General features: G+C 45.7%; 16 protein-coding genes. 11 read left to right on the top strand and 5 right to left on the bottom strand.

Going from position 1 to position 23,830, the window contains the following annotated elements; genetic code table 11:
• Positions 1-31 precede the first annotated feature (31 nt).
• The 5 genes from AC07M6_RS11345 to AC07M6_RS11365 form a co-directional block, all read right to left on the bottom strand.
• Positions 32-796, bottom strand: coding sequence for a helix-turn-helix domain-containing protein (locus AC07M6_RS11345; protein WP_494889457.1), 765 nt, complete (start codon positions 794-796; stop codon positions 32-34).
• Positions 797-811: 15 nt separating this feature from the next.
• On the bottom strand, positions 812-1,642 hold the full coding sequence (locus AC07M6_RS11350) for an NAD-dependent epimerase/dehydratase family protein (RefSeq protein ID WP_494889459.1): 831 nt from the start codon (positions 1,640-1,642) through the stop codon (positions 812-814).
• A 63-nt stretch (positions 1,643-1,705) separates the two neighbouring features.
• Positions 1,706-2,548: a helix-turn-helix domain-containing protein gene (locus tag AC07M6_RS11355; RefSeq protein ID WP_494889461.1), complete on the bottom strand. Its 843-nt coding sequence runs from the start codon at positions 2,546-2,548 to the stop codon at positions 1,706-1,708.
• Between the two features lie 163 nt (positions 2,549-2,711).
• On the bottom strand, positions 2,712-5,351 hold the full coding sequence (locus AC07M6_RS11360; RefSeq protein ID WP_494889463.1) for a TonB-dependent receptor: 2,640 nt from the start codon (positions 5,349-5,351) through the stop codon (positions 2,712-2,714).
• A complete protein-coding gene (locus AC07M6_RS11365; RefSeq protein WP_494889465.1) occupies positions 5,348-6,241 on the bottom strand; it encodes a GLPGLI family protein in 894 nt (297 codons plus the stop codon). The genes AC07M6_RS11360 and AC07M6_RS11365 overlap by 4 nt, the downstream gene beginning before the upstream one ends.
• Before the next feature lie 173 nt (positions 6,242-6,414).
• Here AC07M6_RS11365 and AC07M6_RS11370 point away from each other — a divergent pair, with 173 nt between their 5' ends.
• From AC07M6_RS11370 to AC07M6_RS11420, 11 genes are all read left to right on the top strand, one after another.
• Complete coding sequence (locus AC07M6_RS11370) at positions 6,415-7,593, top strand: sensor histidine kinase (RefSeq protein ID WP_494889467.1); 1,179 nt, start codon at positions 6,415-6,417, stop codon at positions 7,591-7,593.
• A complete protein-coding gene (locus tag AC07M6_RS11375) occupies positions 7,587-8,279 on the top strand; it encodes a LytR/AlgR family response regulator transcription factor (RefSeq protein ID WP_494889469.1) in 693 nt (230 codons plus the stop codon). The genes AC07M6_RS11370 and AC07M6_RS11375 overlap by 7 nt, the downstream gene beginning before the upstream one ends.
• Before the next feature lie 128 nt (positions 8,280-8,407).
• On the top strand, positions 8,408-9,592 hold the full coding sequence (locus AC07M6_RS11380) for a FecR family protein (RefSeq protein ID WP_494889471.1): 1,185 nt from the start codon (positions 8,408-8,410) through the stop codon (positions 9,590-9,592).
• 194 nt (positions 9,593-9,786) lie between these two features.
• On the top strand, positions 9,787-13,125 hold the full coding sequence (locus AC07M6_RS11385; RefSeq protein ID WP_494889473.1) for a SusC/RagA family TonB-linked outer membrane protein: 3,339 nt from the start codon (positions 9,787-9,789) through the stop codon (positions 13,123-13,125).
• A gap of 13 nt (positions 13,126-13,138) precedes the next feature.
• Entirely contained in the window at positions 13,139-14,551 is a 1,413-nt protein-coding gene (locus AC07M6_RS11390) for a RagB/SusD family nutrient uptake outer membrane protein (RefSeq protein WP_494889475.1), read from the top strand.
• Positions 14,552-14,561: 10 nt separating this feature from the next.
• A complete protein-coding gene (locus AC07M6_RS11395) occupies positions 14,562-17,282 on the top strand; it encodes an alpha/beta hydrolase family protein (protein WP_494889477.1) in 2,721 nt (906 codons plus the stop codon).
• A 74-nt stretch (positions 17,283-17,356) separates the two neighbouring features.
• Positions 17,357-17,878 (top strand): hypothetical protein, encoded by a 522-nt coding sequence (locus AC07M6_RS11400; RefSeq protein WP_494889479.1) that lies wholly within the window; start codon positions 17,357-17,359, stop codon positions 17,876-17,878.
• Complete coding sequence (locus AC07M6_RS11405) at positions 17,875-19,248, top strand: thioredoxin family protein (RefSeq protein WP_494889481.1); 1,374 nt, start codon at positions 17,875-17,877, stop codon at positions 19,246-19,248. The genes AC07M6_RS11400 and AC07M6_RS11405 overlap by 4 nt, the downstream gene beginning before the upstream one ends.
• A gap of 25 nt (positions 19,249-19,273) precedes the next feature.
• A complete protein-coding gene (locus AC07M6_RS11410) occupies positions 19,274-20,005 on the top strand; it encodes a hypothetical protein (protein ID WP_494889483.1) in 732 nt (243 codons plus the stop codon).
• Between the two features lie 25 nt (positions 20,006-20,030).
• Entirely contained in the window at positions 20,031-21,401 is a 1,371-nt protein-coding gene (locus tag AC07M6_RS11415; RefSeq protein ID WP_494889485.1) for an alkaline phosphatase family protein, read from the top strand.
• Positions 21,398-23,830, top strand: coding sequence for a GH116 family glycosyl hydrolase (locus tag AC07M6_RS11420; protein ID WP_494889487.1), 2,433 nt, complete (start codon positions 21,398-21,400; stop codon positions 23,828-23,830). Before AC07M6_RS11415 ends, AC07M6_RS11420 begins: the two co-directional genes overlap by 4 nt.

Consider the following 23,830-nt stretch of genomic DNA (forward strand, 5'->3'; position numbering starts at 1 on the left):
GCCCACAGTGGCCTGGATTGTAAAAATCCGTTTATTTCAAACTTTTGAGGTATTGTTCGGGTGTGACCGCGGCGAACTTTTTGAAGTCCTTGATAAAGTGGGCCTGGTCATAAAAGGAAGATAAATATTCGGCATAGCCCTGGTTGCCGTTTTGTAGGACGGTAAGCACGTGGCGGGCGCGGACGATGGTGGCGAATTTCTTGGGCGATGCGCCGACCTCGGCGCGGAAGCGTTTTTCCAGCGGGCTGGCGCTGGTGTTTAGCAGCGAAGCTAATTCACTGATGCGGATCGTACCCTGGGATCGGTGAATATGGTCCAATGCCCGGTTGACCAGCAGGTCGGCAGGCCGATCCTGTAAATGGGCAATCAAAAATCCTTCGACCAGACGAATACGCGAAAGATCAGTCTGCTCCATCACCAATTGTTCCTGTAAATGAGCAAGGGAAGGACGGTCAAAGAAATGGTCGAGCGAGAGGCTTTCGCCGAACAATTCATGCAGCGGTGTTTTCAGGAACCGCGCCGCGCCGTTCTCCCGGAAGACGACCAGCACCGAACCGGTACCGGCCGTATTTTGAAAAGTGCGGTAGCTGTCCCTCAGGCCGGTGATACCCGCCGCAGCCAAAGAATTTTGCTGGTCCTGGTTCCAATACGATAGTTTGCCCCGGTACTGAAAACCAATGACCAGCGCCGTATCAGGCAGGACGTTATAGGCGTTCTCTTGTTCATTTTCCGATATGACCAAATGTTTCACATAAGGCAGCAGGCGGTCGCAGGGCAAATGAACATCGAACTTCATACCCAAAGATACCGATTATAAGATATCCAGGTCGCGGGCGACATAATAACTGGGTACTAGCGGGCGGTAACCGATCTTCCGGATCTTGGAGATATCCATGATGCCTTCAAACGGATCAGCCAAGGCGCCTTGTTCGGCATCGAAAGTTTCCGCGGCCTTGCCGAAGGAGTCGGCCAGTTCATAGAGGCTGATCGGTGCGTCATCTGCAATGTTAAATATTTCCCCGTTAAGTCCGTCCAGGCGCAATAATAATTCGATACCCTGGGCAATGTCCAAATGGTGACCCATTTGCATCCGCCAGCCGGAATGGCGTCCCCATTTTTTCAATAGCGGTAAGATCTCTTCGATATGCGGGTCCTGATCGCCATAGACAAAAGGTAAACGCAGGATGCGGACATCCAGGTCTTTCTTTAAGAGCTCCTGTTCCGCAGCGATCTTGCTGGCAGCATAAGCTCTGGGATCATTAGGGTTGACTACCTCCTCTTCTTTGGCCGGGTGCCCGTATCCGGAACTGTAGATATTGCTGGTACTGGTAAAGACGAAGCGTTTGACACCCCCAGCGACCGCCGCATCGGCCAGGGCGATGGTGGCGTCGTGATTGGTTTTGGCAATACTGTCCTGATCGCCGGTCCGAAACAGGGCAGCTAAATGGATGATGGCATCTACGCCGGCAACTGCCGGGGCTAAGCTTGCAGGATCAAACAAATCGCCAACTACCACTTCGGTGTTTTTCGGGGCTTTCGTGGCGTCGCGTACTAAAACACGGACATCATAGCCTTTGGCTATCAAACGGGGAACTAATCTGCTGCCGACCTTGCCGGTAGCGCCGGTCACTAATATTTTCATAGCACAAATTTGCGGCAAAAAATAAGATTGCGCTAACGATAATCAAACCAATAAGTATGATAATCAAACCTGTCTAAACGACTTGGGTATCGTGCCGGTAACTCGTTTGAAGTAGTTATTGAAGTAAGTGGGGTATTCAAAACCCAGCGCGTAAGCGATATCCGCTATGCTCCAGTCGGTATGTTGTAGAAGCGCTTTGGCCTCGGCCGTGATGCGTTCGGCGATATGAACGGAGGTGGGTTTACCGGTCACTGTTTTTACCGCCCGGTTGAGATAATTGATGTGCACCGCCAATTTCGCCGCAAAGTCCTGGGCGGTTCGCAGTTTCAGCGGCGCACCGGTATGCTCAATGGGAAATTGTCTTTCCAGCAGATCGATAAACAGGTGCGTAATGCGCGCGGCCCCGTTCTGTAAGGTCTTGACAGGCGGCTGTATCGCCAGCGCCTCATGAATGATAAGTTCGATACAACTTTTGATCACCTCGCCCTTATACCTATAATCGCTGTGATGAATGGACATCATTTTCTGGAACACTCCTTTGATAAAAGCGGCTTGTTCATCATTAAGCGGGATCATGGGGTTCTCCGTTGCATTCCAAAGCGGGGACTGCTTCACGATCGCCGGCATGAAGGCTTCGGTAAAGATACAGGCATAGCCCGTAGTATTCACCGAGCGGCGGACCACCGAACGCGCTACCCTCGGGTTCACGAAGAACAGCACGGTGCCGCTCAGTTCCAGCACTTCTCCTCCATACCCAATGGTCATCTCGCCAGTCACCAGCCCCATCTTATAGAAATCCCGCCGGCCATGCACCGCCGGTACCTCGACGAACGCGGGCAGTTCATGGACCTTAAAGCCCTGCAACCGCAGTTCGTCCATATTCACACCGGGGATTTCATTCACCATGCAGCAAAATTAATAAAATCAAACTATTTGTAAGTTTTCATTTAAAGTGGCACACTTTTTCCATTTACAATGGCACAAATAACGCTTGCCTGACCGTTGCATTGCCGAGCACCGATCAGGTCATGCCTTAACTGCTTACAGAACGTGGCATCTACGGATGTGTTCAAAGGTTAAACAGGACCTTGAGTAGGATGATCTTTCCGGGGAGCGCATATGAATTTGCGGTCATCGTATTGGCCGACAAGTAAAGCGCGTTATAGGTTTTGACATTCCCCAAATTCATGGCGCTGAGCTCGAAGTCGGTTTTCCATTTGATGGCCCTGAACTTTGCAGAGGCATCCGCGAAAAAGTATTTTAAGTCCGGGTTACCCTGCTGGCGGGTGAAATAGTGTTCACCTGATAGTTTGAACTGCAGGGCCTCGATCGGATCATAGTTGACCGTTGCGCGCTGTATCAATTGTTCGACCCCAAATACGGAAGCCTCCACCGGCGAATGGCTGGATGTTGCTGTTAGCGCCCCCTTATAGCTAAAAGTCACCGTGCCGCTGATTTTGGTTTCGCTGTTCAACGAATAGGTTTCGCTGGTGGTATTGAACGGTAATAGTACGCTATTCTGTAGCTGCACCGTGCGCAGGCTTTGCCAGGCTATCCCCCCGCTAAAGGTGGTACGCAGCGCAAACGAATATTTGCTGATGCTGCCGCTGAGCGCCCAGGAATCGGTGCTATTCTGGTAAGGCAGCACTACCCCTTGCTGCAAGTTGTTGGTGATCACGCTGGAAGTGATGTTATTGGCCACCATATGGGTATAAAGCGCGCCGATGTTCCAGAAAAACAGGGTGAGCGCCTTGCGGTAACTAAACCCGCCGCCCGCCTGCTGGACCTGCTGTTCGCTCAAATTCGCGTTATTGGCATAGAGCGTCCGGTAATCGGTGAGGATATAGCCGGGATAGACATTGTTGATATTACCAATTTGATTATTGAAGCTGTACGAAAGGTTCAGGTAATTTTCCGCCCCCACTTGGTATTTCAACCTGAATTGCGGGTTGAAATACAGCCGCTTCAGGTTTTTATCCAGTGCGAACAGGTTATCGGAATAATTGATCTGCTGGAGCATCAGCGGCAGGGTAAGGTTGGCTTTCAGGATCGTGCCAGGCAGATCGTAAGCCGCTTCGGCATATAGCTTTTTATTGGTCCAGTTCAACTGGTTCCGCGCGCTATCCGCCAACAGCGCGCTGCTGTTATTATATTGAACGACATTCAGGCTGGAGGTCAGCGCTTGCGACTCAAGGCTAAAGCCGGTCTTGAAACTTTGGGTGATCCGGCCCGCAGGTATTTTAAACGAAAAATAATTATTAGTGTTCCAGCTGGGGATATTCACATTTTGTACCAGTTGTGCATAGGGAAGGCCGTGGTTGAATATCGCTGCGTTGTACCCCGGGCCGATCAGCAGGTTTTCGGGGCCAGTGGCATGGCTGACCCGGGAATAAAACTGGATGATACGGTTCGACTTCAAGGCTTTGATCAGGTTGAATTCATTCGAGAAATTCAAAGCCTTATCCCGATAGGTTTGGTTAACCGCCGAACTATCGGTGGTCAAGCCCGAAAAGCTGCCGGTATTTTTCTGGTCGATCAGCAAGGCATCATTCAGGTAGTAGTTAGCCCGGTTGATATTCAGGTTGAACTGCCCGTGAAAAATATCGGGCACGCTGCGGTTCCGTTGGGTTTCGCGATAACTGATGGTGTCGCCGGGCAAAAAGATAGTGGTTTGCCGGCTATAATCCTGCTTTTGCGTGTCATGCACATAATAGGCATTGACTTTGAACTGGACATTGTCTTTCAGGTTGACGAGGTTGTTAGCGGTCGCTACACCCGAGCGGTCAAACAGGTACCGGTTTTGCGCCAGATCGGGGTTACCCGCTGCGCCGAGCGACAGCAATGGCCCCGGCGAAGCATTTGCAGCTCCCTCATTATGCGATAAAAGGTCCTGCTGTACGTCATAACCCGTATTGTTGCCCGCCAGGTAATTGATGGCCTTGTAGTTATCCTTAAACATCATGGCGTTCAAATTGACATCATAATTTCCCGGCAGACCTGCACCTATACTTTCCTGGCCCATTAAATGCAGTTTCGCGCCTTTTTTGAAGGTCAGGTTCAGCGCCACATCGTCAGTCATCAGCTTATTTTGCAATACCTTTACCGGCTGGTTATTCTGAATGACCTGCACCTGGTTAACGGCTAACTGCGGGATGGAGTTGGTGGCGATGCCGTATTTATCATCCAATAGGTTATCGCCTCCGAGATACAAAGCGGAGATCGGCTTGTTATTATAGCTGATGGTACCGTTGGCGGCGACTGAGATGCCCGGCATCTTTTTGATGACCTCACCGATCGTGCGGTCATGCGGACTGGCGAATTGCGAAACCTTGTAATCCAGGGTATCTCCGTGGGCGACAAGTACCGGCCGGCTGCTTTTGATCACTACTTCCTTTAACTGGTTAGCGCCCTCGGTCAAGGTAAAATCAAACGGGGCATCAAAACTTCCGATGTTTTTGACCGCGGTTTGGTAGCCAATGCAACGCACCTCGATCATCAGACCGGTAGCATTCGCGGGAACCTGCAAAGCGAAGCTACCCTTACTATCGGTTATGGTGTAGTTCATAATAGCATCGGCATTCTTCAGGCTAACGGTGGCATAAGACACCGCCTTGCCTGCGGTGTCCCTGACTGTTCCCTTTATTGTTTGGGCATAGCTGGGGGCAGTTAACAAAATGCAACACAGCATCAAAGCTGTTAGTAGTTTCATGGTTTTTCCGGCAATTCTATCAGGTTAACATTTCTCGCCGGGCCGCCAGGCAGCGCTTTAGGTACGTGATCGCCTCCTCCCGGGCCGCCTATTGCTGCCAACCCCTGCCCGATCGCGTTGGGGTTCTTTTGCGTACCGCCTTTCAGTTTATCATATTGTTGCTGCGTGGCTTTGATCGCCCGGGCCGGCGGCACGATGATATTGGGATTGTCGTCCAGGCCCCGCAGGATCGGGGGAACATCACCAGCGCCGGCTATGGGTTTGAGTTCCGCGAAGACCGGCTTTTCTACCCCGTCAAACCGGAAGATCACTTCATTTTTGCTGTCACGGGCATCCACGATCACGCCGGGCAGACCATTTAATTTCCAGGGACCGGTACGCACCGGCAGATCCGGGCAGAACCAGACAATATAGTCCCGGCCTTTAAAATGGCCCGTGGCTTTCTGGCAATGCAGACCGCCGAAAGTGGCGGTGTCGCCACTGATCTTCCAGCCGATAGCTGGCATCGGGCCCTCGATCAGGTATTCCGTGAACATCATAAAGTCCTTCGTCAGCAATTTTTGCGCATTGGGGTACTGGAAATACTGGGTGCGCATACTTGCGCCGCTCCGGTCGACCGAAACACGGCCATCGGGGCTGTTCGCGGTTGCCTTGATATAGGCTTTGCGGAACTGCTCATCGGCTACCATCCCGTCGTAGCTTTTATAAACGCTCGCGGTTTTACCCACCAATAAAGCCATGTTCTCCGTATAGGGGTGCTCCCGGTCATTGAGGTCTGTCACATGCGTAAATTGGTAATGGATCAGCACGCGTGCCGTATCCGGTTTTTGGGCTTTGGCGGTTAAAGCCAGCAGCAGGAACGCCGCGCCTGAAAAGATCAATCGTTTCATGATTTTACTGTTTTTTCAGGCAATAGTAGGCGGTCATCCCCGTCCGCTCAAATTTTTGTGATGAACACCCTGGATTGTTTATCCGGCAAACGGACCGGGCCGGTTCATCACAAAAACCAGTCGTTCATCACATTCTTTACCAGTGACTTGTTATAAGGATTACCTTTGTTCCTATGCAACGCAACAAAGCCCGTTACTTCATCGAGTTCTTTGCCCACGGCCTGTTTTGGCTCGTGATGTATTATGCATTAAAAGGGCTCACCGTTTCTTCCTACGCGTTGATCGACCGCGTTGCAGGCGGCCACACGCCATCGCCGCATGCGGCTGTAGTGCAGGAAGACTTAACGATGCGGATGGGGCACACGTTATTCCCTTATTCTGGTGTGGTCCTTGGCTCGCTCGTGTTGTTGTTTTACAGCTGCGCTTTTTGGTTATTCAAAAAGACCGTCCGGTACAAAAGCAATACTGCGCGGGCAGTGGTCATCGCCGGCTGGCTGTTATTGGTTTATAGCGCAAATTACCTGCTGGTCTGCCTGCTGATCGCCGTGCGCTCCAACCAGCGCACTTTGGGCAGGGTGGTACCGGACAACCCGGGCCAGCTGATTTCCCCGGATGTCCCGCTTTCAGCGCATTGGGCGCAAATGCAGCCGACCATGGCCCTCGCTTTTTTGGCCATAGGCGGTGTGGCCGCAGCGTATTTTTTTGTTAAGGAATGGGTACGGAACGAACTGGCGCGCAGCCAGGCCGAGGCACTACAGGTCAATACCGAGCTGCGGTTCCTGCGTTCCCAGGTCAACCCCCATTTCTTTTTCAATACGCTGAACAACCTTTTTTCTATGGCACTTAAGGAAGGGAAAGACAACCTGGCCGACCGGATCGCTAAATTATCGAACATGATGCGTTATATGCTTTATGAAAGTGATACAGACAACGTTTCCCTTACAAAAGAGGTCGGGTGTTTGGAAGACTATCTCGCCCTTCACCAAATGCGTTATGCCCCGAGCGAGGTCGATGTTCGTTTCCGGTACCCGGAGCCGGTTACCATCGCATCGGTGCAGGTAGCGCCGATGCTGTTCATTCCCTTCTTAGAGAACGCGTTCAAGCATGGCGTGGCCATCGGCCAAAGTTCGTTTATCGCCCTGGAGATCGCCGTCAGCCCGCAAAAACTGGTTTTTACCTGCGAAAATACCGATCACAGTTCCGTTAAAAAGCTGGCGGAAGAAAAAGGGGGCATTGGCCTGGAAAATGTTAAACGCCGGCTCGAACTGATCTACCCCGGCAGGCATGAATTGCAAGCCGGGCCCCAAAACGGCAACTACAGGGTGAATCTTCAAATTGAACTTCCATGCTGACTTGTATAGCGATCGATGACGAGCCGATGGCCCTGGAAGTGATCGCGCTTTATTGTGCGGACTGTGACCTCGTGGAACTGAAAGCCACCTTCCGCGACCCCTTGAAGGCTATGGCGTATCTGGGCCGTGAAAAAGTCGATCTGATCTTTCTGGACATCAATATGCCCGGGATCAGCGGCCTGCAGTTGGCACAATCCCTGGCAACCGGGCCGATGATCATTTTTACAACAGCCTACAGCCATTATGCGGTGGAAAGTTATAACCTTAACGCTGTCGATTACCTGCTGAAGCCGATCATTTTCGAGCGTTTCCTCAGCGCCATAGCGAAAGCCGCAAAGGCCGTTCCCCTCCAAAAAAAAGCAGGCAATGATCAGGATACGACCATTTACTTAAAAAGCGGGACGCAAACCTACCCGGTGAAGCTCAGTGATATTCTTTACCTGGAAAAGGACGGCAATTATATGGCCGTTCACCTGAAAGACAAGCGTATCCTTATCCGGGAGAATATGACCGGTGCATTCAACCTGCTGCCCGCGTCTGATTTTATCCGGGTACACAAGTCATACATCGTAGCGCTTAAACATATTATGAGGATTGGCGCTGACCACCTGACGGTTAATGGTGAACGCATACCTGTCGGAAGCAGTTACCGCGAATCTCTCAGGGCGTCATTACGGTTAAAATAACAGTTGCGGCTTTTTCTTTTTTGTCATATACGGCATCATCAGCTATTACAATTGGTGATTATTTAGCCCATACAGCATATTTTTGTGTGCCATCAAAAGTGGAAATCATGTGCCATTAAAAGAGAATTATGACACTATTGCACTTTTTTTTATTTTCTTATACCCCCCACCACATAGCCTTCCCGTCTTACAGTTATATGCAAGAGGAAGACATCAAAGTTTTACTGGAAAAGTATAAAGCAGGCACGATCACCGACGCGGAGAAAGCGGTACTGGACGAGTGGTACCTGCACGTGGCAGCGGACCGTTCTGAAACCTTATCCGATGAGGAGCGCCTGGAGACCTTCGATACGGTGCTGGCGCATTTGAACGAAGTGATCTACGAGCGGAAGACGCGCACCTTATGGCCGCGGATCGCGGCAGCGGCTTCGATTTTATTGTGCCTTTCGGTCGGCGGTTATTTCTTGTTGCATCAACCGGAACCGAAACAGGTGGTGGCTGTTCAGCCACATGACCTTTTACCCGGCGGTAACAAAGCCATCCTCACTCTAGCCAATGGTAAAAAGATCAGTTTAACCGATGCGAAAAATGGCACCGTTGCGCAGCAGGCCGGTATACAGGTCAAGAAAACAGGGAATGGGTCTTTGGTTTATATCGTGAGTTCCGCTCCGGGTAAGGAAGCGGGTTATAATACCATCGAAACACCAAGGGGCGGCCAATACCAGGTGGTTTTACCGGATGGATCGAAAGTATGGCTGAACGCAGCGTCTTCGATCACTTATCCCTTAGCATTTCATCAAAACGACCGTACCGTAAAAATCAATGGCGAAGCTTACTTTGAGGTCGTTCATCATGCGGAAGCGCCGTTTAGGGTAGAAACCCAAAGCCAGACGATCGAGGACATCGGGACACATTTCAACGTGAATGCCTATACGGATGAACCGGCCGTCAGGACCACGTTACTGGAAGGTATCGTTCAAGTCAACGGGGTGACCCTCAAACCTGGTCAGCAGGCCATGACCGGCAGCAATAACCATACGAAGGTCACAACTGCCGACCTGGACGAAACCATTGCCTGGAAAAACGCCATGTTCCGCTTCGATTCAGAAAAACTGGGTACGATCATGCGGGAGGTCGCCCGCTGGTATGACGTGGAAGTTACTTATGAAGATGAATCGCTGAAGGATAAGTCCTTTGGTGCGGTAACGACCCGGTTCGCCAACGCTTCGCAATTATTACACAAACTGGAACTGACCGGCGTGGCTAAATTCCGGATCGCAGGTAAAAAGATCATTGTTACCAATAGTAAATAAACGCAACCCAAAATAGATATAAACCCCTTAACCAATTAAACATGAAAACAACCGAAGCATCACCCTAACGGTCGCTGACCAAAGACGGCCAGAAACAAAAAATCAGGAACACTTGCAATGCCCCTGATCCATTTGTCTGTCCAGTCCAAAATTATTGCGCAAACAACGATTTCTATCATTAAACAGACAACCAAATGTATAAAATTTATACTAAAAATGTGTGTACGCCACCCGGCTACATCAAAAAATTCCTGCTGATCATGAAAATAACCACCATTTTCCTATTCGCAGCTTTAATGCAGGTCAGCGCAGCAGGACTGGCCCAGCGGCTGACACTGGTTAAAAAGGATGCGACCCTCAAACAAGTCTTTGACGCCGTTAACAAACAGACCAACTATAATTTCGTCTGGTCCGCCGATCAGCTCAATATCAACCAACCGGTCAACGCCGATTTCAAGGACACCCCTTTATTGGAAGTGCTGGACAAATGCTTATCGAATACCGGAATGACCTATACCATCGAAGATAAAACTGTAGTTATCAAGAAAAAAGAAGAAAATTTAATCGATAAAGCCCGTGCTTTTCTTGCCCAGATTACCGTTTCCGGCAAAGTTCAGGATGAAACAGGCCAACCCTTAGTTGGTGTAACCGTTAAAATCAAAAATACTACTCAGGCAACAGCTACAGATGCCAAAGGTATTTATACGATCACGGTGCCCGATGACAAAACCATCATCAGTTTTTCATACATCGGATTTGAGACGCTGGAATTGGCAGCAAAGGATATTATAACAGGTAGCGTTATCATCCTGAAAGCCAGTCAAACCAAGCTACAAGAAGTAGTGGTAAGTAAGGGCTATTATGATGAAAAAAGAGAACTTTTGACCGGCGACGTGACGGTTGTATCTTCAAAGGTCATCGGGCAACAGCCTGTATCAGATCCGATCTTGGCATTGGAAGGACGTGTGCCGGGGATGTATATCTCACAGACCTCAGGAATTCCTGGCGCCTCTTATACGATAACATTGCGCGGAAAAAACAGCCTTTCGAACGGCAATTACCCTTTGTATATCGTTGATGGAATACCTTATACGTCACAGAGTCTAACAAGTCCCTATGTTGGTGGCGCAACGGGGGCAGGTACAACTGACTTTAGCGGGCAGGGAGTAGGAAGAGGACTTAGTCCTTTCAATAATATTAGTATGTCGGATATTGAAAGTATAGAAATATTAAAAGATGCTGATGCAACCGCCATTTATGGCTCCCGAGGAGCAAACGGAGTTGTGTTAATCAAAACTAAGAGAGGGATCGTTGGCGAAACAAAAATCAATATGGATGTTAATTCAGCTTTTGGAAGAGTGGCAAATACTATACAGTACTTAAATAAACAACAGTATTTGATCATGAGGCGTGAAGCGTTAAGAAATGACGGACGTTTACCGGGACCAACAGATTATGATGTAAACGGCGTTTGGGACACAACTCGAAGCACCGATTGGCAAAAATTAGCGATTGGCAACACGGCCCATTTTACTAATGCCAACGTATCGCTTTCAGGTGGAAATTCGAACACACAATATACAGCTGGATTGGCTTATAGCAATCAAACGACCGTGTTTCCGGGTAATTATAACGATCAAAAAGCATCTGCTCATTTCAATATCAGTAATACCTCAACCAATCAGAAATTTCACGCTTCGTTTACGGGGAACTATATTAACAACACAAATCTGTTACCACAAACTGACTTTACAACGTTCATTAGGACTGCCCCTGACGCTCCTGCTCTATACGATGCCTTCGGAAATTTAAATTGGGAAAATGGAACATTTTCAAATCCATTCGCCAGTACTTTAAGGCCTGCCAAGTCGACGACCGATAATATTTTGGGTAGTTTACAGCTTAAGTATAATTTGTTAAAAGGATTGTCCGTCCAAAGTAATTTTGGCTATAATCACATGGAAATGCGACAAACGAACATAATTCCCGCAAATTCATTTTATGGCCCAGCCGTAGCAACTAACAGGATAAATCAATTTGCGACAACGTTACAAAATACTTGGATCGTTGAACCCCAATTGAATTATGATCGAGTTGTAGGAAAAGGAAAATTGAATCTATTAGTTGGTGGAACTATCCAAGATGATATTCGAAGTTCAATTGGACTAAGCGCTTCCGGATTTTCTGACGATGCTCTTATTGCGAGCGTAGCAAATGCTTCTACTGTAAATGTGATTGGAAGTAATTATACAGAATATCGCTATAACGCCATATACGGACGGTTAAATGTTTCGTGGCAGGATAAATATGTTCTCAATGCGACTGTACGCCGCGATGGCAGTAGTCGCTTTGGTCCAGGCAATCAGTTCGGAAATTTTGGAGCGCTGGGGGCGGCGTGGATTTTTTCGAAGGAAAATTTTATTGAAAAATCAAATTCATTTTTAAGTTTTGGAAAGCTTAGGGCTAGTTATGGCACAACGGGTAGTGACCAAATTGCCGATTATCAGTATTTAAGCGCCTACAGTGCATCAGGTAATTATCAAGGTGTTGGGGGCTTAAAGCCGAACCGTATCGCAAACCCGTATTTCGCATGGGAAGAGGTAAAGAAATTAGAAGGTGGAATAGAGTTAGGATTTCTAAAGGATAGGATAAACTTAGAAGTCGATTATTATCGCAATAGAACTGGAAACCAATTAGTCGGACAGCAACTGCCTAGCCAAAATGGTTTTACGACAATACAAGCAAACCTACCCGCTGTTGTACAAAATACCGGCCTAGAAATGGTTTTGAACAGTAACAATGTTAAGACCCCGAATTTCAGCTGGACAAGTTCTTTTAACATAAGTTTTCCAAGGAACAAACTGGTTTCTTTTCCGGGACTGGCAGATAATCCCTCTTACTCAAGCCTCTATATTGTAGGACAACCAATTTTTGTACAAAAACGATATCACTATACAGGCGTAGATCCACAGACAGGATTGTATACATTATTAGATGTAGATGGAAACGGCGTATTGAATAATTTCGATAGTCAATTCACCAAGCAGATTAGCCAGGAATATTACGGCGGGCTTTCAAATAGTTTTTCTTACAAAGGAATAAAATTGGATGTGTTCGTCCAATTTGTTAAACAAACCGGTGTTTCCTTATTTGGAAATTATCGGTTCGGAGGCGCATTTAATCAAAATATTCCGGAGTTCATGTATGATCGCTGGCAGCAGCCAGGAGACAATACGACATATGCAAAATTCACCACAGCTGCCGGCCCTTCTGGAAGTGCCTGGATCATAAACGGTTCGGGAAGCGACCTCATTGTTGTAGACGCATCGTTTATAAGGATTAAAAATGTCGAACTGTCCTATGACGTGCCAATACATTGGCAACACTTGCTCGGATTGAAGGGTACGCGTATATATATACAGGCGCAAAACCTCTTCACCTTTACAAAATACCTGGGGTTGGATCCTGAAAGCCAAGGAATAGCTCTCCCGCCTCTTCGAATGATTAATGTTGGATTTCACGTAACGCTTTAATTGAAACAGCAAGATGAAAAAAATAAAATATTTAAGGATAGTTATCCTAATGATAGGGATTTCTGCAATAATGTCCTGCAAGAAATTGGTCGAAGTTAGTGCGCCGACCAATTCGCTGGTAACTTCCAGTGTATTTAACAATGACGGCACCGCTATTACGGCGCAATTGTCAATTTATGCCGATATGGAATCTCAGCTTCACTTGATGAAAAAATATACGGGACTTTCGGCAGATGAATTAACGAATTTTTCAACCAATCAGAATTATCTTGATGTGTATACCAATAACTTGAATGCGCAACTTGATGGAGGTGGAAATGGCAATTGGGCTGTCGCTTACCGTTATATTTACCAAGAAAACGCAATTTTAGAGAATATCAAGGTTTCAACCGGGATGAGCAACAGGGTAAAACAATTAATGCAAGGCGAGGCGCTTTTTATGCGTGCATGGTGCTATTTTCAACTGGTAAATATGTTTGGAGACGTGCCGCTTATAACGACGACGAATTACAGTAGTAACAGCATCTTACCAAGAGCGTCTAAAAACCTGGTTTATGATCAAATTATTAACGATCTCAAAACGGCCGAAGGATTTCTAAGCCCCAGCTATTTGGATCAAAATGACAATCCCGGTACATCAGATCGGATTCGGCCTACAACTTGGGCAGCTGATGCCTTGTTAGCCAGGGTATATCTATATACTAGTAAATATGATCTCGCAGAACAGCAGTCAAGTTTGATAATTAACAATGCCGCGACATTTAGTTTAAGTCCGCTCAGTGGGACAAACAGCGTATTCAAAAAAAACAGTACTGAAGCAATTTGGCAGATAGGCTTGGCGACTGGTGTAAATTTTACAACTGAAGCGGCCACATTTATTTTAATAACTCCCCCTGCGACATCACTAGGGCAGATAGTGCTAAGTCCCCAGTTATTAAATGCTTTTGAGCTAAATGACCTGCGGAAAACTAATTGGGTCGGAACATTTACTCAAGGGGCTTCTACCTGGAATTTTTCTTCAAAATATAAAGACGGTACATCGGCGACATCGTCCTCGGAATACTCCATGGTCTTGCGTTTAGCCGAGCAGTATTTGATCCGCTCAGAGGCACGATTACTACAGGGAAACACAAGTGGCGCTTTGAGTGATCTTAATATCATTCGTGCAAGGGCGGGTTTGGCAAATTATAATGGGCCAACCGATAATGCGTCGCTGTTGACTGCTATTTTACATGAGCGGCAAGTAGAACTATTTACTGAGGAGGATCGCTGGTTTGATCTAAAACGAACAAAAACAGTAGATCTTATAATGGGGACAGTGACTCCACAAAAAGGTGGTACCTGGAATAGTTATCAACAGCTTTATCCTTTAATTGTAAGTGATTTGCTCTATAATCCCAATCTCGTCCAAAATCCCGGTTATTAAAGTAAGTATTATGGCAAGCAAAATAACAATACAAGGACTGCTATTGTGGCTCTTTATATTTAATTGCACAAATATTTTCGGACAAAAACGACCCATTGGCCCTGACACGTTCAGCAAATGGCCGACAATTGAAGGCGATCAGACAAAAATAAGCGACGACGGAAAATATGTCATTTATCAAATTAAGAATCAACCAATTGGGTTCAGTACCACTGTTATAAGAGCAATCAAAGACAAATGGGAATTGGAATTTACCAATCTCTCTAAATGCGAATTTACCAGCAACAGTCGCAAATTTGTATTTAATAGAAATGACAGCCTTGGCATTGGACTCTTTGGAAAGTCCGTTATCAATTATAGGGCAGACGTAAACAGATTTGATCTTTTAAAGAAAGTTAGCAATGAAGATCTCTTGGTCTATTTAAATAAAGGTAAGACTGGTGAGTTGACTATTGAAAACATGTCAACTGGAATTAAAAGGAAATATGCAAATGTAGATAATTATTTTACAACAGCTGATAACGGGTTGCTGATATTATTGATGGGAAAAGGAAACGGTGTTCAGCAATTGGCAATACTTGATATTCATACCTGGATATTAAAACCGATCTGGACTGGAAAGGAAAGTAGTTCTCCTGTAATAGATGTTAGCGATAGCAAAATCGCATTTACTGGAAAAGAAACGACAGATTCGGTGAAAGCTATTTTTTATTATCAGAAAGGCTACAATTTAGCCAAAAAGCTGAATAATGAAACTGCTTTTGATGTCACCTGGCAATACGATATCGGTGATATCAATGCCATAAGTGAAGATGGTTCGATTTTTTTCACATTAAAAGATAAGCCGGACAAGCGAATTAATAAATCGCAATTGGTCTCACTTGATGTATATAGTTATAGGGATGTTAAGTTACAGTCTGAGCAACTAGGAAGAGTTAAAGTTGTTAACCGATATCAAGCCTTTTTTAATGCCCGTGAAAGCAAAGTGATTTTGCTGGAAAACAGGAATACAAAAGTAATTTCTGATATCGACAAAAATTCGGAAAAATCAAGATTCGTCTTAGTAAAAAGTACCGACAATCCCGATGCTAACAATACAGATGAATGGTATTGGAATCCAGGTTTAAAATATACGATCTGGTTGGTAAGCTTAAAGGACGGCTCAAAGAAGTTAATCAGCGATAACCTCCGCGATATTAATTATCCTCCAATATCAACGGTGCAATTATCACCCTGTGGGAAATATGTGATCTGGTACGATCCGGAAAAAAAGAATTATTTTTCTTATGCAAACGAGGACAGGAGCGTAAAGAATCTTACAAAAAACATCCCGACGACCTGGACTGAGGGTGAAGATGTGCGTTTAGACAAATATCATTCCTTGGGTATAAGGGAATTTGCGGATGACGATCGCAAAATGATTATTTATGATAGGAGGGATATCTACGAGATTGATTTGTCAGGTCGTACAAACCCGATCTGCCTGACCAATTATTATGGGCGAAAACATAATATCGAATTTAGATTAATTCACGGTAATTCATATTACAACCAACGTCAGGATCAAAAAACAATAATTATAAGTGCTTTTAATCATGAAAACAAAAACGACGGATTTTTCAAGATCAAGATTGGTCAACAGGAAGATCCTGAACCCTTGACAATGCTCCCTGAGATTTTCATCGGCCAAAGGGAATATGGGGTAGGAATTTACCCGCTCATAAAGGCCCGAAATGCTGAATGCTTTGTAGTGACTCGCCAAAGTGCCGTGAGAGCGCCAAATTTGTTCTATACTTCTGATTTCAAAAATTTTAGCCCATTGACCGATATTGCTCCCCAAAAAAGTTACAATTGGCTTTCCAGCGAACTTATTACCTGGAAAACTTTAAATGGTGCTTCTTCACAAGGTATTCTATATAAACCGGAGAATTTCGATGCGGCAAAGAAATACCCTATCATTTTTTTCTACTATGAAAAATTCTCCAATTCGCTGAATCATTTCTTATTTCCGGAAGCTAATGGAGCAGACATTGATATTCCGACTTTCGTGAGCAATGGATATTTAGTATTCATACCTAATATTCCCTATGAACTAGGTAATCCGGGGAAATCTGCCTATAATTCGGTAGTCAGTGCTGCTTTGTATATGGCTAAAATACCTTGGGTGGACAGTCTGAATATGGGTATAAACGGACATAGTTTCGGCGGGTACGAAACCAATTATTTGGTGAGTCATACAAATATATTCAAGGCAGCCTGCGCCGGAGCCGGATGGTCTGATTTCATTAGTTCTTACAATGGTATAAGAACCGGCGGTGGCAGTCGCCAATATTATTATGAATTTTATCGCGAAAGGATGGGCGGAACCTTATGGGACGACGCAGCTTCATATATTGAAGCTTCACCTATATTTCGGGCGGATAAAGTTGTAACACCGCTTTTGATGATGAATAACAAAGATGATAAAGATGTGCATTTTTATTTGGGATCAGAGTTCTTTGTTGCATTACGACGCTTACAAAAAAAGGTATGGATGCTGCAATATGACGGGGCGGATCATGCAATACAAAACAAAGCAGCAGCGATTGACTTTGAAATCAGAATGGAGCAGTTTTTTAACCACTATTTGAAAGGCGCCCCACCACCGCTTTGGATGACACGGGGTGTTCCAGCGAAAATGAAAGGAATAGAGAGCGGCCTCGACCTAGACACCAGCGGTGCAATACCCTAAAAACTTAAAAATTAATGACATAATAAGGGTATGAGGCCATAGCTATGCCCGATAATTACAAATAGCATAAAAATATGAAAAAAAACAAGTTTAAAAATAGGTTCACAGCATTGCTATTCGCATTTTTTCTGTTGAGTCATATTCACAACGTATATGCTCAAGCAGTCAATTTTTCCGGTAACTGGAAGCGAAATGACGAGAAGAGTAATGCAGGTGGCCTGTCCATTAATTCCATTCCGTTCTACTTGAAAATCACTCAGGAGGATTATTCCATTACTATTGAAAGAACATCAAAAAACGTCACGGGAGATATTACCGCCTACTCCACAATTTTAAAATATGACGGAAAAGCATCGGAAAACCTTACTCCTTCAAAGTTGCACCGGAGTTCTACCGCAACCTGGTCCGCGGACGGGAACCAGCTATTTGAAAAAGCGGTTTCAAAAGATGATAAAGGAGTTGTAAAACAGATTTATAAGAACTGCTATTCTCTGGAAAACGGTGGCGGAACCTTAAAAATAACCGGCAGCATTGAAACAAATGGACAGACTTACCAGTTGACCCAGGTTTTTGAAAATAAGGAAATATCGAAATGAAAAAGATAAACATACTGCTTTTGATTCTTTGGAGCCCTGCTTTATTACTCGCGCAGGTGCATTTTGAACAAAACCTAAACTGGCAGCAGATCAAGGAAAAAGCGAAAAAAGAGAATAAATACATTTTTATAGATTGCTACGCTACCTGGTGTGGGCCTTGCAAAGAGATGGATGCCAAAGTCTATTCCGACACCGCTCTGGGAAAATTCATTAACCCTCAATTCATCAGCATCAAGGTACAAATGGATTCCAGCAAGAATGATAACCAACAAACAAGGTCCTGGTATACTGATGCGCGCCAAATTGGTATTGATAATAAAATAGCAGCGTTTCCTACCTTCCTTTTTTTGTCACCGGACGGCAAGGTTGTCCACAAAGGAATCGGGCTGCAAAACAAATCTAATTTTTTGCAGATTATGTTTAACGCCAGGAACGAAAATCAACAAGTCTATAGTGTATTAGGAAAATTTAAGGCTGGGAAACTCCCTGATTATCAAGTGCCTGATTTGATCGCGGCACTCAACGGAGCAGGCGAGAAAAACAAAGCATTGGAGGTTGCACAGAAATACACTAATGAATATTTATTAAAGCTACCACCGGATCTTTTATTTAAGGAGGATAACTTGTATTTAATCGCACGTTATTTGAAAAACCTTGATGAACCGGCATTTTTGATTTTCTTTAAGCAAGGCGAAAAGGTAGACAAGATAACAAAAAAAGGATTTGCAGACGCTGTCGTAGTTAGCTTGGTGCAAAAAATGGAAGTTTTTCCTAACGTATGGTCAGATCCTGCCCGAAATGTTCCGATCAGTAAACATCCTGACTGGGCTATCATTTTCGACACTATCGAAAAAAAATATGGAAAGCACTATGCCCAGTTGGCGCTGCCGGATCCTAAGATACTTTTTTATCAGCAGACTAGAGATTGGGCCTTATTGGCGGAAGCGGCTATTGAAAAGATCAGGTATCATTATCTTGACTCCGCTGGACGCGTAGAGAAATCTAAGCTGAATAGCGTAAATGACATAATTTATAGCTATGTATTTACATATAGTAACAATAAAAAGCAATTGCTTACGGTACTTGAGTGGCAAAAACAGGTGGTAGAACAAACCAATGATCCCGAGAACATGGACACCTATGCAAATTTGTTGTATAAAATCGGAGAAAAAACCAATGCCGCCAATTTAGAAGAAAAGGTTATCGCACTTAAGGCTGAACTATTTGCTTCAATAGAAGCCGATTTCAAAGCAAAAAGAAATGGTGTGAGCCTCGATTATTATGAAAGCAAGAAAAAAGAGCTGGATGGATTAAAAGAAACATTAAAAAAAATCCGATCCGGCAAACCCACTTGGGAAATCGTTCAGTAAAATAGAAACCTTAACAAATCAGACAATGAAAAATACACAAAAGATTATTTTAGGCATTAGTTTATCTGTTTGCCTATTTGCCTGTAAAAAATCCGACCTCACTTTTGATCAAGTCGCCGGTGGCGCGATCAATGTGACCAATGCAGTAGTTGGCGGAGCCACAATAACGCTCACAACAGCTGACAAAGTGATCAGTAGCAATAATACAATTGGAAATTATGCTGCAGCATTTTTGCCGCTTTCGACGGGTAATGTATTGATCAATTTGGGCGTGCCTGCTGTCCCTGCTACGTTAACCACTGCGGCTATACCCGCTGTCTCTTATTACAGTCAAACCTTGCCTATTGATAACAGCACCAATTATTCCCTGTTCCTGACGGGCGCTTCGCCGTCGTCGGTGGAATCCGTATTGATCAAAGAAACTTATCCAAGAGCCTATACGGATAGCGTTTGCGGTGTAAGAGTGATCAATTTGGCCCCAGGCAGCAACCCTATTAGTGTCAATATTAAAGGCAGCGCCAACGCATCAGAAGTGTCCAGTCTCGCTTACAAAGCATATTCAAATTTCAAGCTGTATCCTGCCAAAGCCGTCAATAAGACCATATTATTCGAAATCCGCGATGCCGTCACGGGCACGTTATTATTTCCAACTAATGGGAGCGGCTATTCCCTGACGATACCTTATTTTCATAATGTGACATTAGTTTATCGAGGTACGGGCACGGCTGTTGGAATTATCCTGAACGCCGATTATTAAAAGATAACAATCTTAATATCGATTAATGAAATTAACGCAAATTATACTTGTGATAGCGATAGCTATGCTCTTTTGTATCGGTCTTAGCGCTAAGGCCCAGGTTAAACATGTCGTGTTGATCAGCATCGACGGTTTTCATCCAGATATGTATCTGGACAAAAGCTGGCCGACACCAAACCTGCAAGAACTAATGAAAGTCGGCACTTATGCCGATCACATGCTCAGTGTATTCCCGAGCTATACTTATCCGTCGCATACTGCCATGCTCACAGGCGCTTATCCGGCAAGATCAGGTATTTATTTTAATCAGCCAATTGACAGTAAAGGTGACTGGAACTGGTTCGCGGACAAGATTAAAGTTCCCACGCTCTGGCAGGTATTGAAAAAAGCAGGGCTGACCACGGCTGCGGTAGAATGGCCCGTTAGTGTGACAAAAGATATTAACTGGAACGTTCCCGAAATATGGTCAGACGAACATCCCGACCGCATTACTGAAAGCCGGAAGTATGCTACACCAGGTGTGATCGAGGAGCTTGAGCAAAATGCCACCGGCAAACTCAACAGCTACAACATGGACGAAGAAGCTTTTTCTATGGACGACAACTCCGGTAGAATGGCCGCTTATATCTTTAAGACCAGGAAACCAGCCTTACTAGCCGTTCACTTCGCGGAATGTGACGGCGTAGAACATAATTTGGGCAGGGATGCCGATAGTGTAAGGTTAGCCGCCGCGGCCGTGGACCGGGCTATCGGTTATATTCGGGAGACAATAAAGGAAGCTAAATTACAGGACAGCACCGCTATCATTATCGTTGGCGATCACGGTTTTGCTACGATTAACCAGGCCATGCGCCCGAATCTGTTGATCAAAAACCTACCTGCGCGTTTCATCGCCGCCGGTGGAAGCGCCTTCCTGTATCGTAAAACCAATACCAAATTGATCGATATACCCAGCCTTATCCAGGCCGTTACCGACAGCCTGGATAAACTCCCCAAAGAAAAACGTAAACTATTCCGCATCATCAGCCGTAAAGAACTGGATAAGATGGGAGCGGACAGCGCGGCCATCATAGCATTAACCGCCCAACCTGGTATGGTTTTCAGTGGTTCGACAACAGCCACCAAGCCAGTCAACCATGGTCCAGGAACTTTCATTCAACAAAACCCGCTCGAAGGCATCTTTGTACCAACCAGTGGCGGTCACCATGGCTACGATCCCAATATCCCGGAAATGTATACCGGTTTTATTGCCGCGGGAGCTAGAATCAACAAAGGCGGTCATATCAAGGAGTTACGTATGGTCGATATCGCTCCGATTATCGCGAAACTGTTAGCGGTCGATTTTAAAACACTCGATGGAAAATGGGTGCAGGGAATAATGGAGGGAGGAAAATGAGAAGGATCGTACTATTATTTTTAGCGCTTTGTATCTACCGATCTGACTATGCCCAGACCAGCCATGCATTCGATACTCCGTATTTTGGAAATCAAACCAGCCGCATCGCCTATCCCATAGGCGGCATGGGCGCGGGGATGTTCTGTACTGAAGGCAGCGGCGCAATCAGCAATTTCTCCATTTACAACAACCCGGATGTTTTTAACGAACCTCCGCTGTTCGCTGCTTTATCAGACGGCAAACAAGCAAAAGTAATTGAAGCTCCGGTACCAGCCCGCAAGAAATTTGGTATGCCGAGCTCGGCAATGGGCATCTATTATACCACTTGGGGATTACCGCGATTTAGAGGAAAAAACACTTTTCAGAGCCGCTTCCCTTTCGCCGAGATCAAACTAACCGACAAAGACTGGCCGGTCAAAGTCAAACTCAACGCTTGGAGCCCTTTTATCCCTACCGACCAGGATAACTCAGGTTTGCCTGCCGGTGCATTGGAGTACACAATCAGCAATACCAGCGACAGACCCAAACACTACGTATTCAGCTACAGCGCTAAACTTTTCAATGGCTTCAAAGAAATAACCAAAGTGGAAAACGGCTTTGTCTTTAACAAACCCGGCGCCAGCTTCGCTGTATTTACTGATACCAAAGAAGCCCAAACCGATCGTTACTGGTATCGGGGAACCTGGGTAGATCCCATGACCGTTGCCTGGAAAAATATACAGCAGGGCATTATTAAAGAAACGGAGCCACAGAATGGCGGAAGTGGCGCAACGATCAGCGTGCCATTGCATTTGAAACCCCATGAAAGCCGGACGGTCAGGATTCTATTATGCGGGTATGTACCGACCAGTAAACTTCGCTTTATGGGTGAAGAAGAACAACAGGGACAAAGCGCGACAGATTATTATCGACCCTGGTACAGTTCTAAGTTCAAGGATATTGAGGAAGTGATTACTTACTGGAAAAGCAATTATAATGACCTGAAGGCCAAAACAACCTTGTTCACCAAGTCTTTCTACAAAAGCACATTACCTCCGGAGGTAACTGAAGCTGTCGCAGCCAATTTGAGCATCCTGAAATCGCCTACGATACTTCGGCAATACGATGGCAGGTTATGGACCTGGGAAGGTTGCCAGGACCGGGCCGGTTCCTGCCCAGGTTCCTGTACCCATGTATGGAACTATGCCCAGGCTTTACCGCACCTGTTTCCGGCGATGGAAAGAACGCTGCGGGAAACAGAGTTTAACGAAGATCAAGACAGCAGCGGTCATCAAATGTTCAGGGCTGCTTTACCGATACGCCCGGCCGTCCATAATGTCGCCGCGGCTGCGGACGGGCAATTGGGCGGCATTATCAAGACGTATCGCGATTGGCGGATCAGCGGGGACGATACATGGTTGAAGAAACTTTACCCAAAAGTCAAACAGAGTTTGGACTATTGTATTCGTACCTGGGATCCGAAAAGTAAAGGCATCATTGAAGAACCGCACCATAATACTTATGATATCGAGTTTTGGGGGCCGGAGCCCATGTGTACCGGAATGTATCTAGGAGCATTGGAAGCATTCATTGAAATGTCGAAATACTTGAAGATTGACGCTGGTATTTACCAAAACTTGTTAACCAACGGTAAAGCATTTATGGAAACCCAGTTGTTCAACGGGCAATATTTTTTTCAAAAGACCCAATGGACCGGCTTGCTGGCACCTGACCCGGTGGCGGCATCCAAAACCAGCCTGTTAACGACCTACGAACCGGATGATTTGCCCATCCTAAAGACTGAAGGGCCGAAATATCAATATACTAATGGCTGCATGAGCGACGGGATGATCGGCCCTTGGTTAGCGCAGTCCAGTGGTTTGCCTTCACCGATTTCCAAAACCAAACTGGATGCACACCTTAATGCAGTTTATCAATATAATTTCAAACCCGATTTGTCGGAACACAGCAACCCGCAACGGGTCACCTACGCCATCGGTAATGAGGGTGGCGTGATCTTATGCAGCTGGCCCAAAGGCAATAAACCCACCTTACCCTTTACCCACAGCGAGGAAGTCTGGTCGGGTATCGAATACGAAGTGGCTTCACACCTGATCATGGAAGGCAAAGTAAAAGAAGGCCTGAATATCGTGAAGGCCATTCGCAGGCGCTATGACGGTTCAGTCCGTAACCCTTTTGACGAATACGAATGCGGGCACTGGTATGCTAGGGCTTTAGCCAGCTACGCTTTGATCGAAGCGTTGACTGGCGTGCGTTATGACGCAATATCCAAAACGCTGTTTGTGAATAGTAAAATTGGCGATTTTACTTCCTTCCTTTCAACGAATACGGGCTTTGGTAATGTTGTCTATAAAAATGGCAAAGCAACTATTGACGTTGTTTATGGGAGCATCGACATCCAGCATATTCAAATTACTAAAGCATCATAG

This window comes from Mucilaginibacter sp. GW821-FHT07H05 (assembly GCF_059418485.1).

Excerpts from the sequence above, each read along its gene's own strand:
- AC07M6_RS11345 (WP_494889457.1), bottom strand. The coding sequence starts at position 796 with ATGAAGTTCGATGTTCATTTGCCCTGCGACCGCCTGCTGCCTTATGTG.
- AC07M6_RS11350 (WP_494889459.1), bottom strand. The coding sequence starts at position 1,642 with ATGAAAATATTAGTGACCGGCGCTACCGGCAAGGTCGGCAGCAGATTA.
- AC07M6_RS11355 (WP_494889461.1), bottom strand. The coding sequence starts at position 2,548 with ATGGTGAATGAAATCCCCGGTGTGAATATGGACGAACTGCGGTTGCAG.
- AC07M6_RS11360 (WP_494889463.1), bottom strand. The coding sequence starts at position 5,351 with ATGAAACTACTAACAGCTTTGATGCTGTGTTGCATTTTGTTAACTGCC.
- AC07M6_RS11365 (WP_494889465.1), bottom strand. The coding sequence starts at position 6,241 with ATGAAACGATTGATCTTTTCAGGCGCGGCGTTCCTGCTGCTGGCTTTA.
- AC07M6_RS11370 (WP_494889467.1), top strand. The coding sequence starts at position 6,415 with ATGCAACGCAACAAAGCCCGTTACTTCATCGAGTTCTTTGCCCACGGC.
- AC07M6_RS11375 (WP_494889469.1), top strand. The coding sequence starts at position 7,587 with ATGCTGACTTGTATAGCGATCGATGACGAGCCGATGGCCCTGGAAGTG.
- AC07M6_RS11380 (WP_494889471.1), top strand. The coding sequence starts at position 8,408 with ATGACACTATTGCACTTTTTTTTATTTTCTTATACCCCCCACCACATA.
- AC07M6_RS11385 (WP_494889473.1), top strand. The coding sequence starts at position 9,787 with ATGTATAAAATTTATACTAAAAATGTGTGTACGCCACCCGGCTACATC.
- AC07M6_RS11390 (WP_494889475.1), top strand. The coding sequence starts at position 13,139 with ATGAAAAAAATAAAATATTTAAGGATAGTTATCCTAATGATAGGGATT.
- AC07M6_RS11395 (WP_494889477.1), top strand. The coding sequence starts at position 14,562 with ATGGCAAGCAAAATAACAATACAAGGACTGCTATTGTGGCTCTTTATA.
- AC07M6_RS11400 (WP_494889479.1), top strand. The coding sequence starts at position 17,357 with ATGAAAAAAAACAAGTTTAAAAATAGGTTCACAGCATTGCTATTCGCA.
- AC07M6_RS11405 (WP_494889481.1), top strand. The coding sequence starts at position 17,875 with ATGAAAAAGATAAACATACTGCTTTTGATTCTTTGGAGCCCTGCTTTA.
- AC07M6_RS11410 (WP_494889483.1), top strand. The coding sequence starts at position 19,274 with ATGAAAAATACACAAAAGATTATTTTAGGCATTAGTTTATCTGTTTGC.
- AC07M6_RS11415 (WP_494889485.1), top strand. The coding sequence starts at position 20,031 with ATGAAATTAACGCAAATTATACTTGTGATAGCGATAGCTATGCTCTTT.
- AC07M6_RS11420 (WP_494889487.1), top strand. The coding sequence starts at position 21,398 with ATGAGAAGGATCGTACTATTATTTTTAGCGCTTTGTATCTACCGATCT.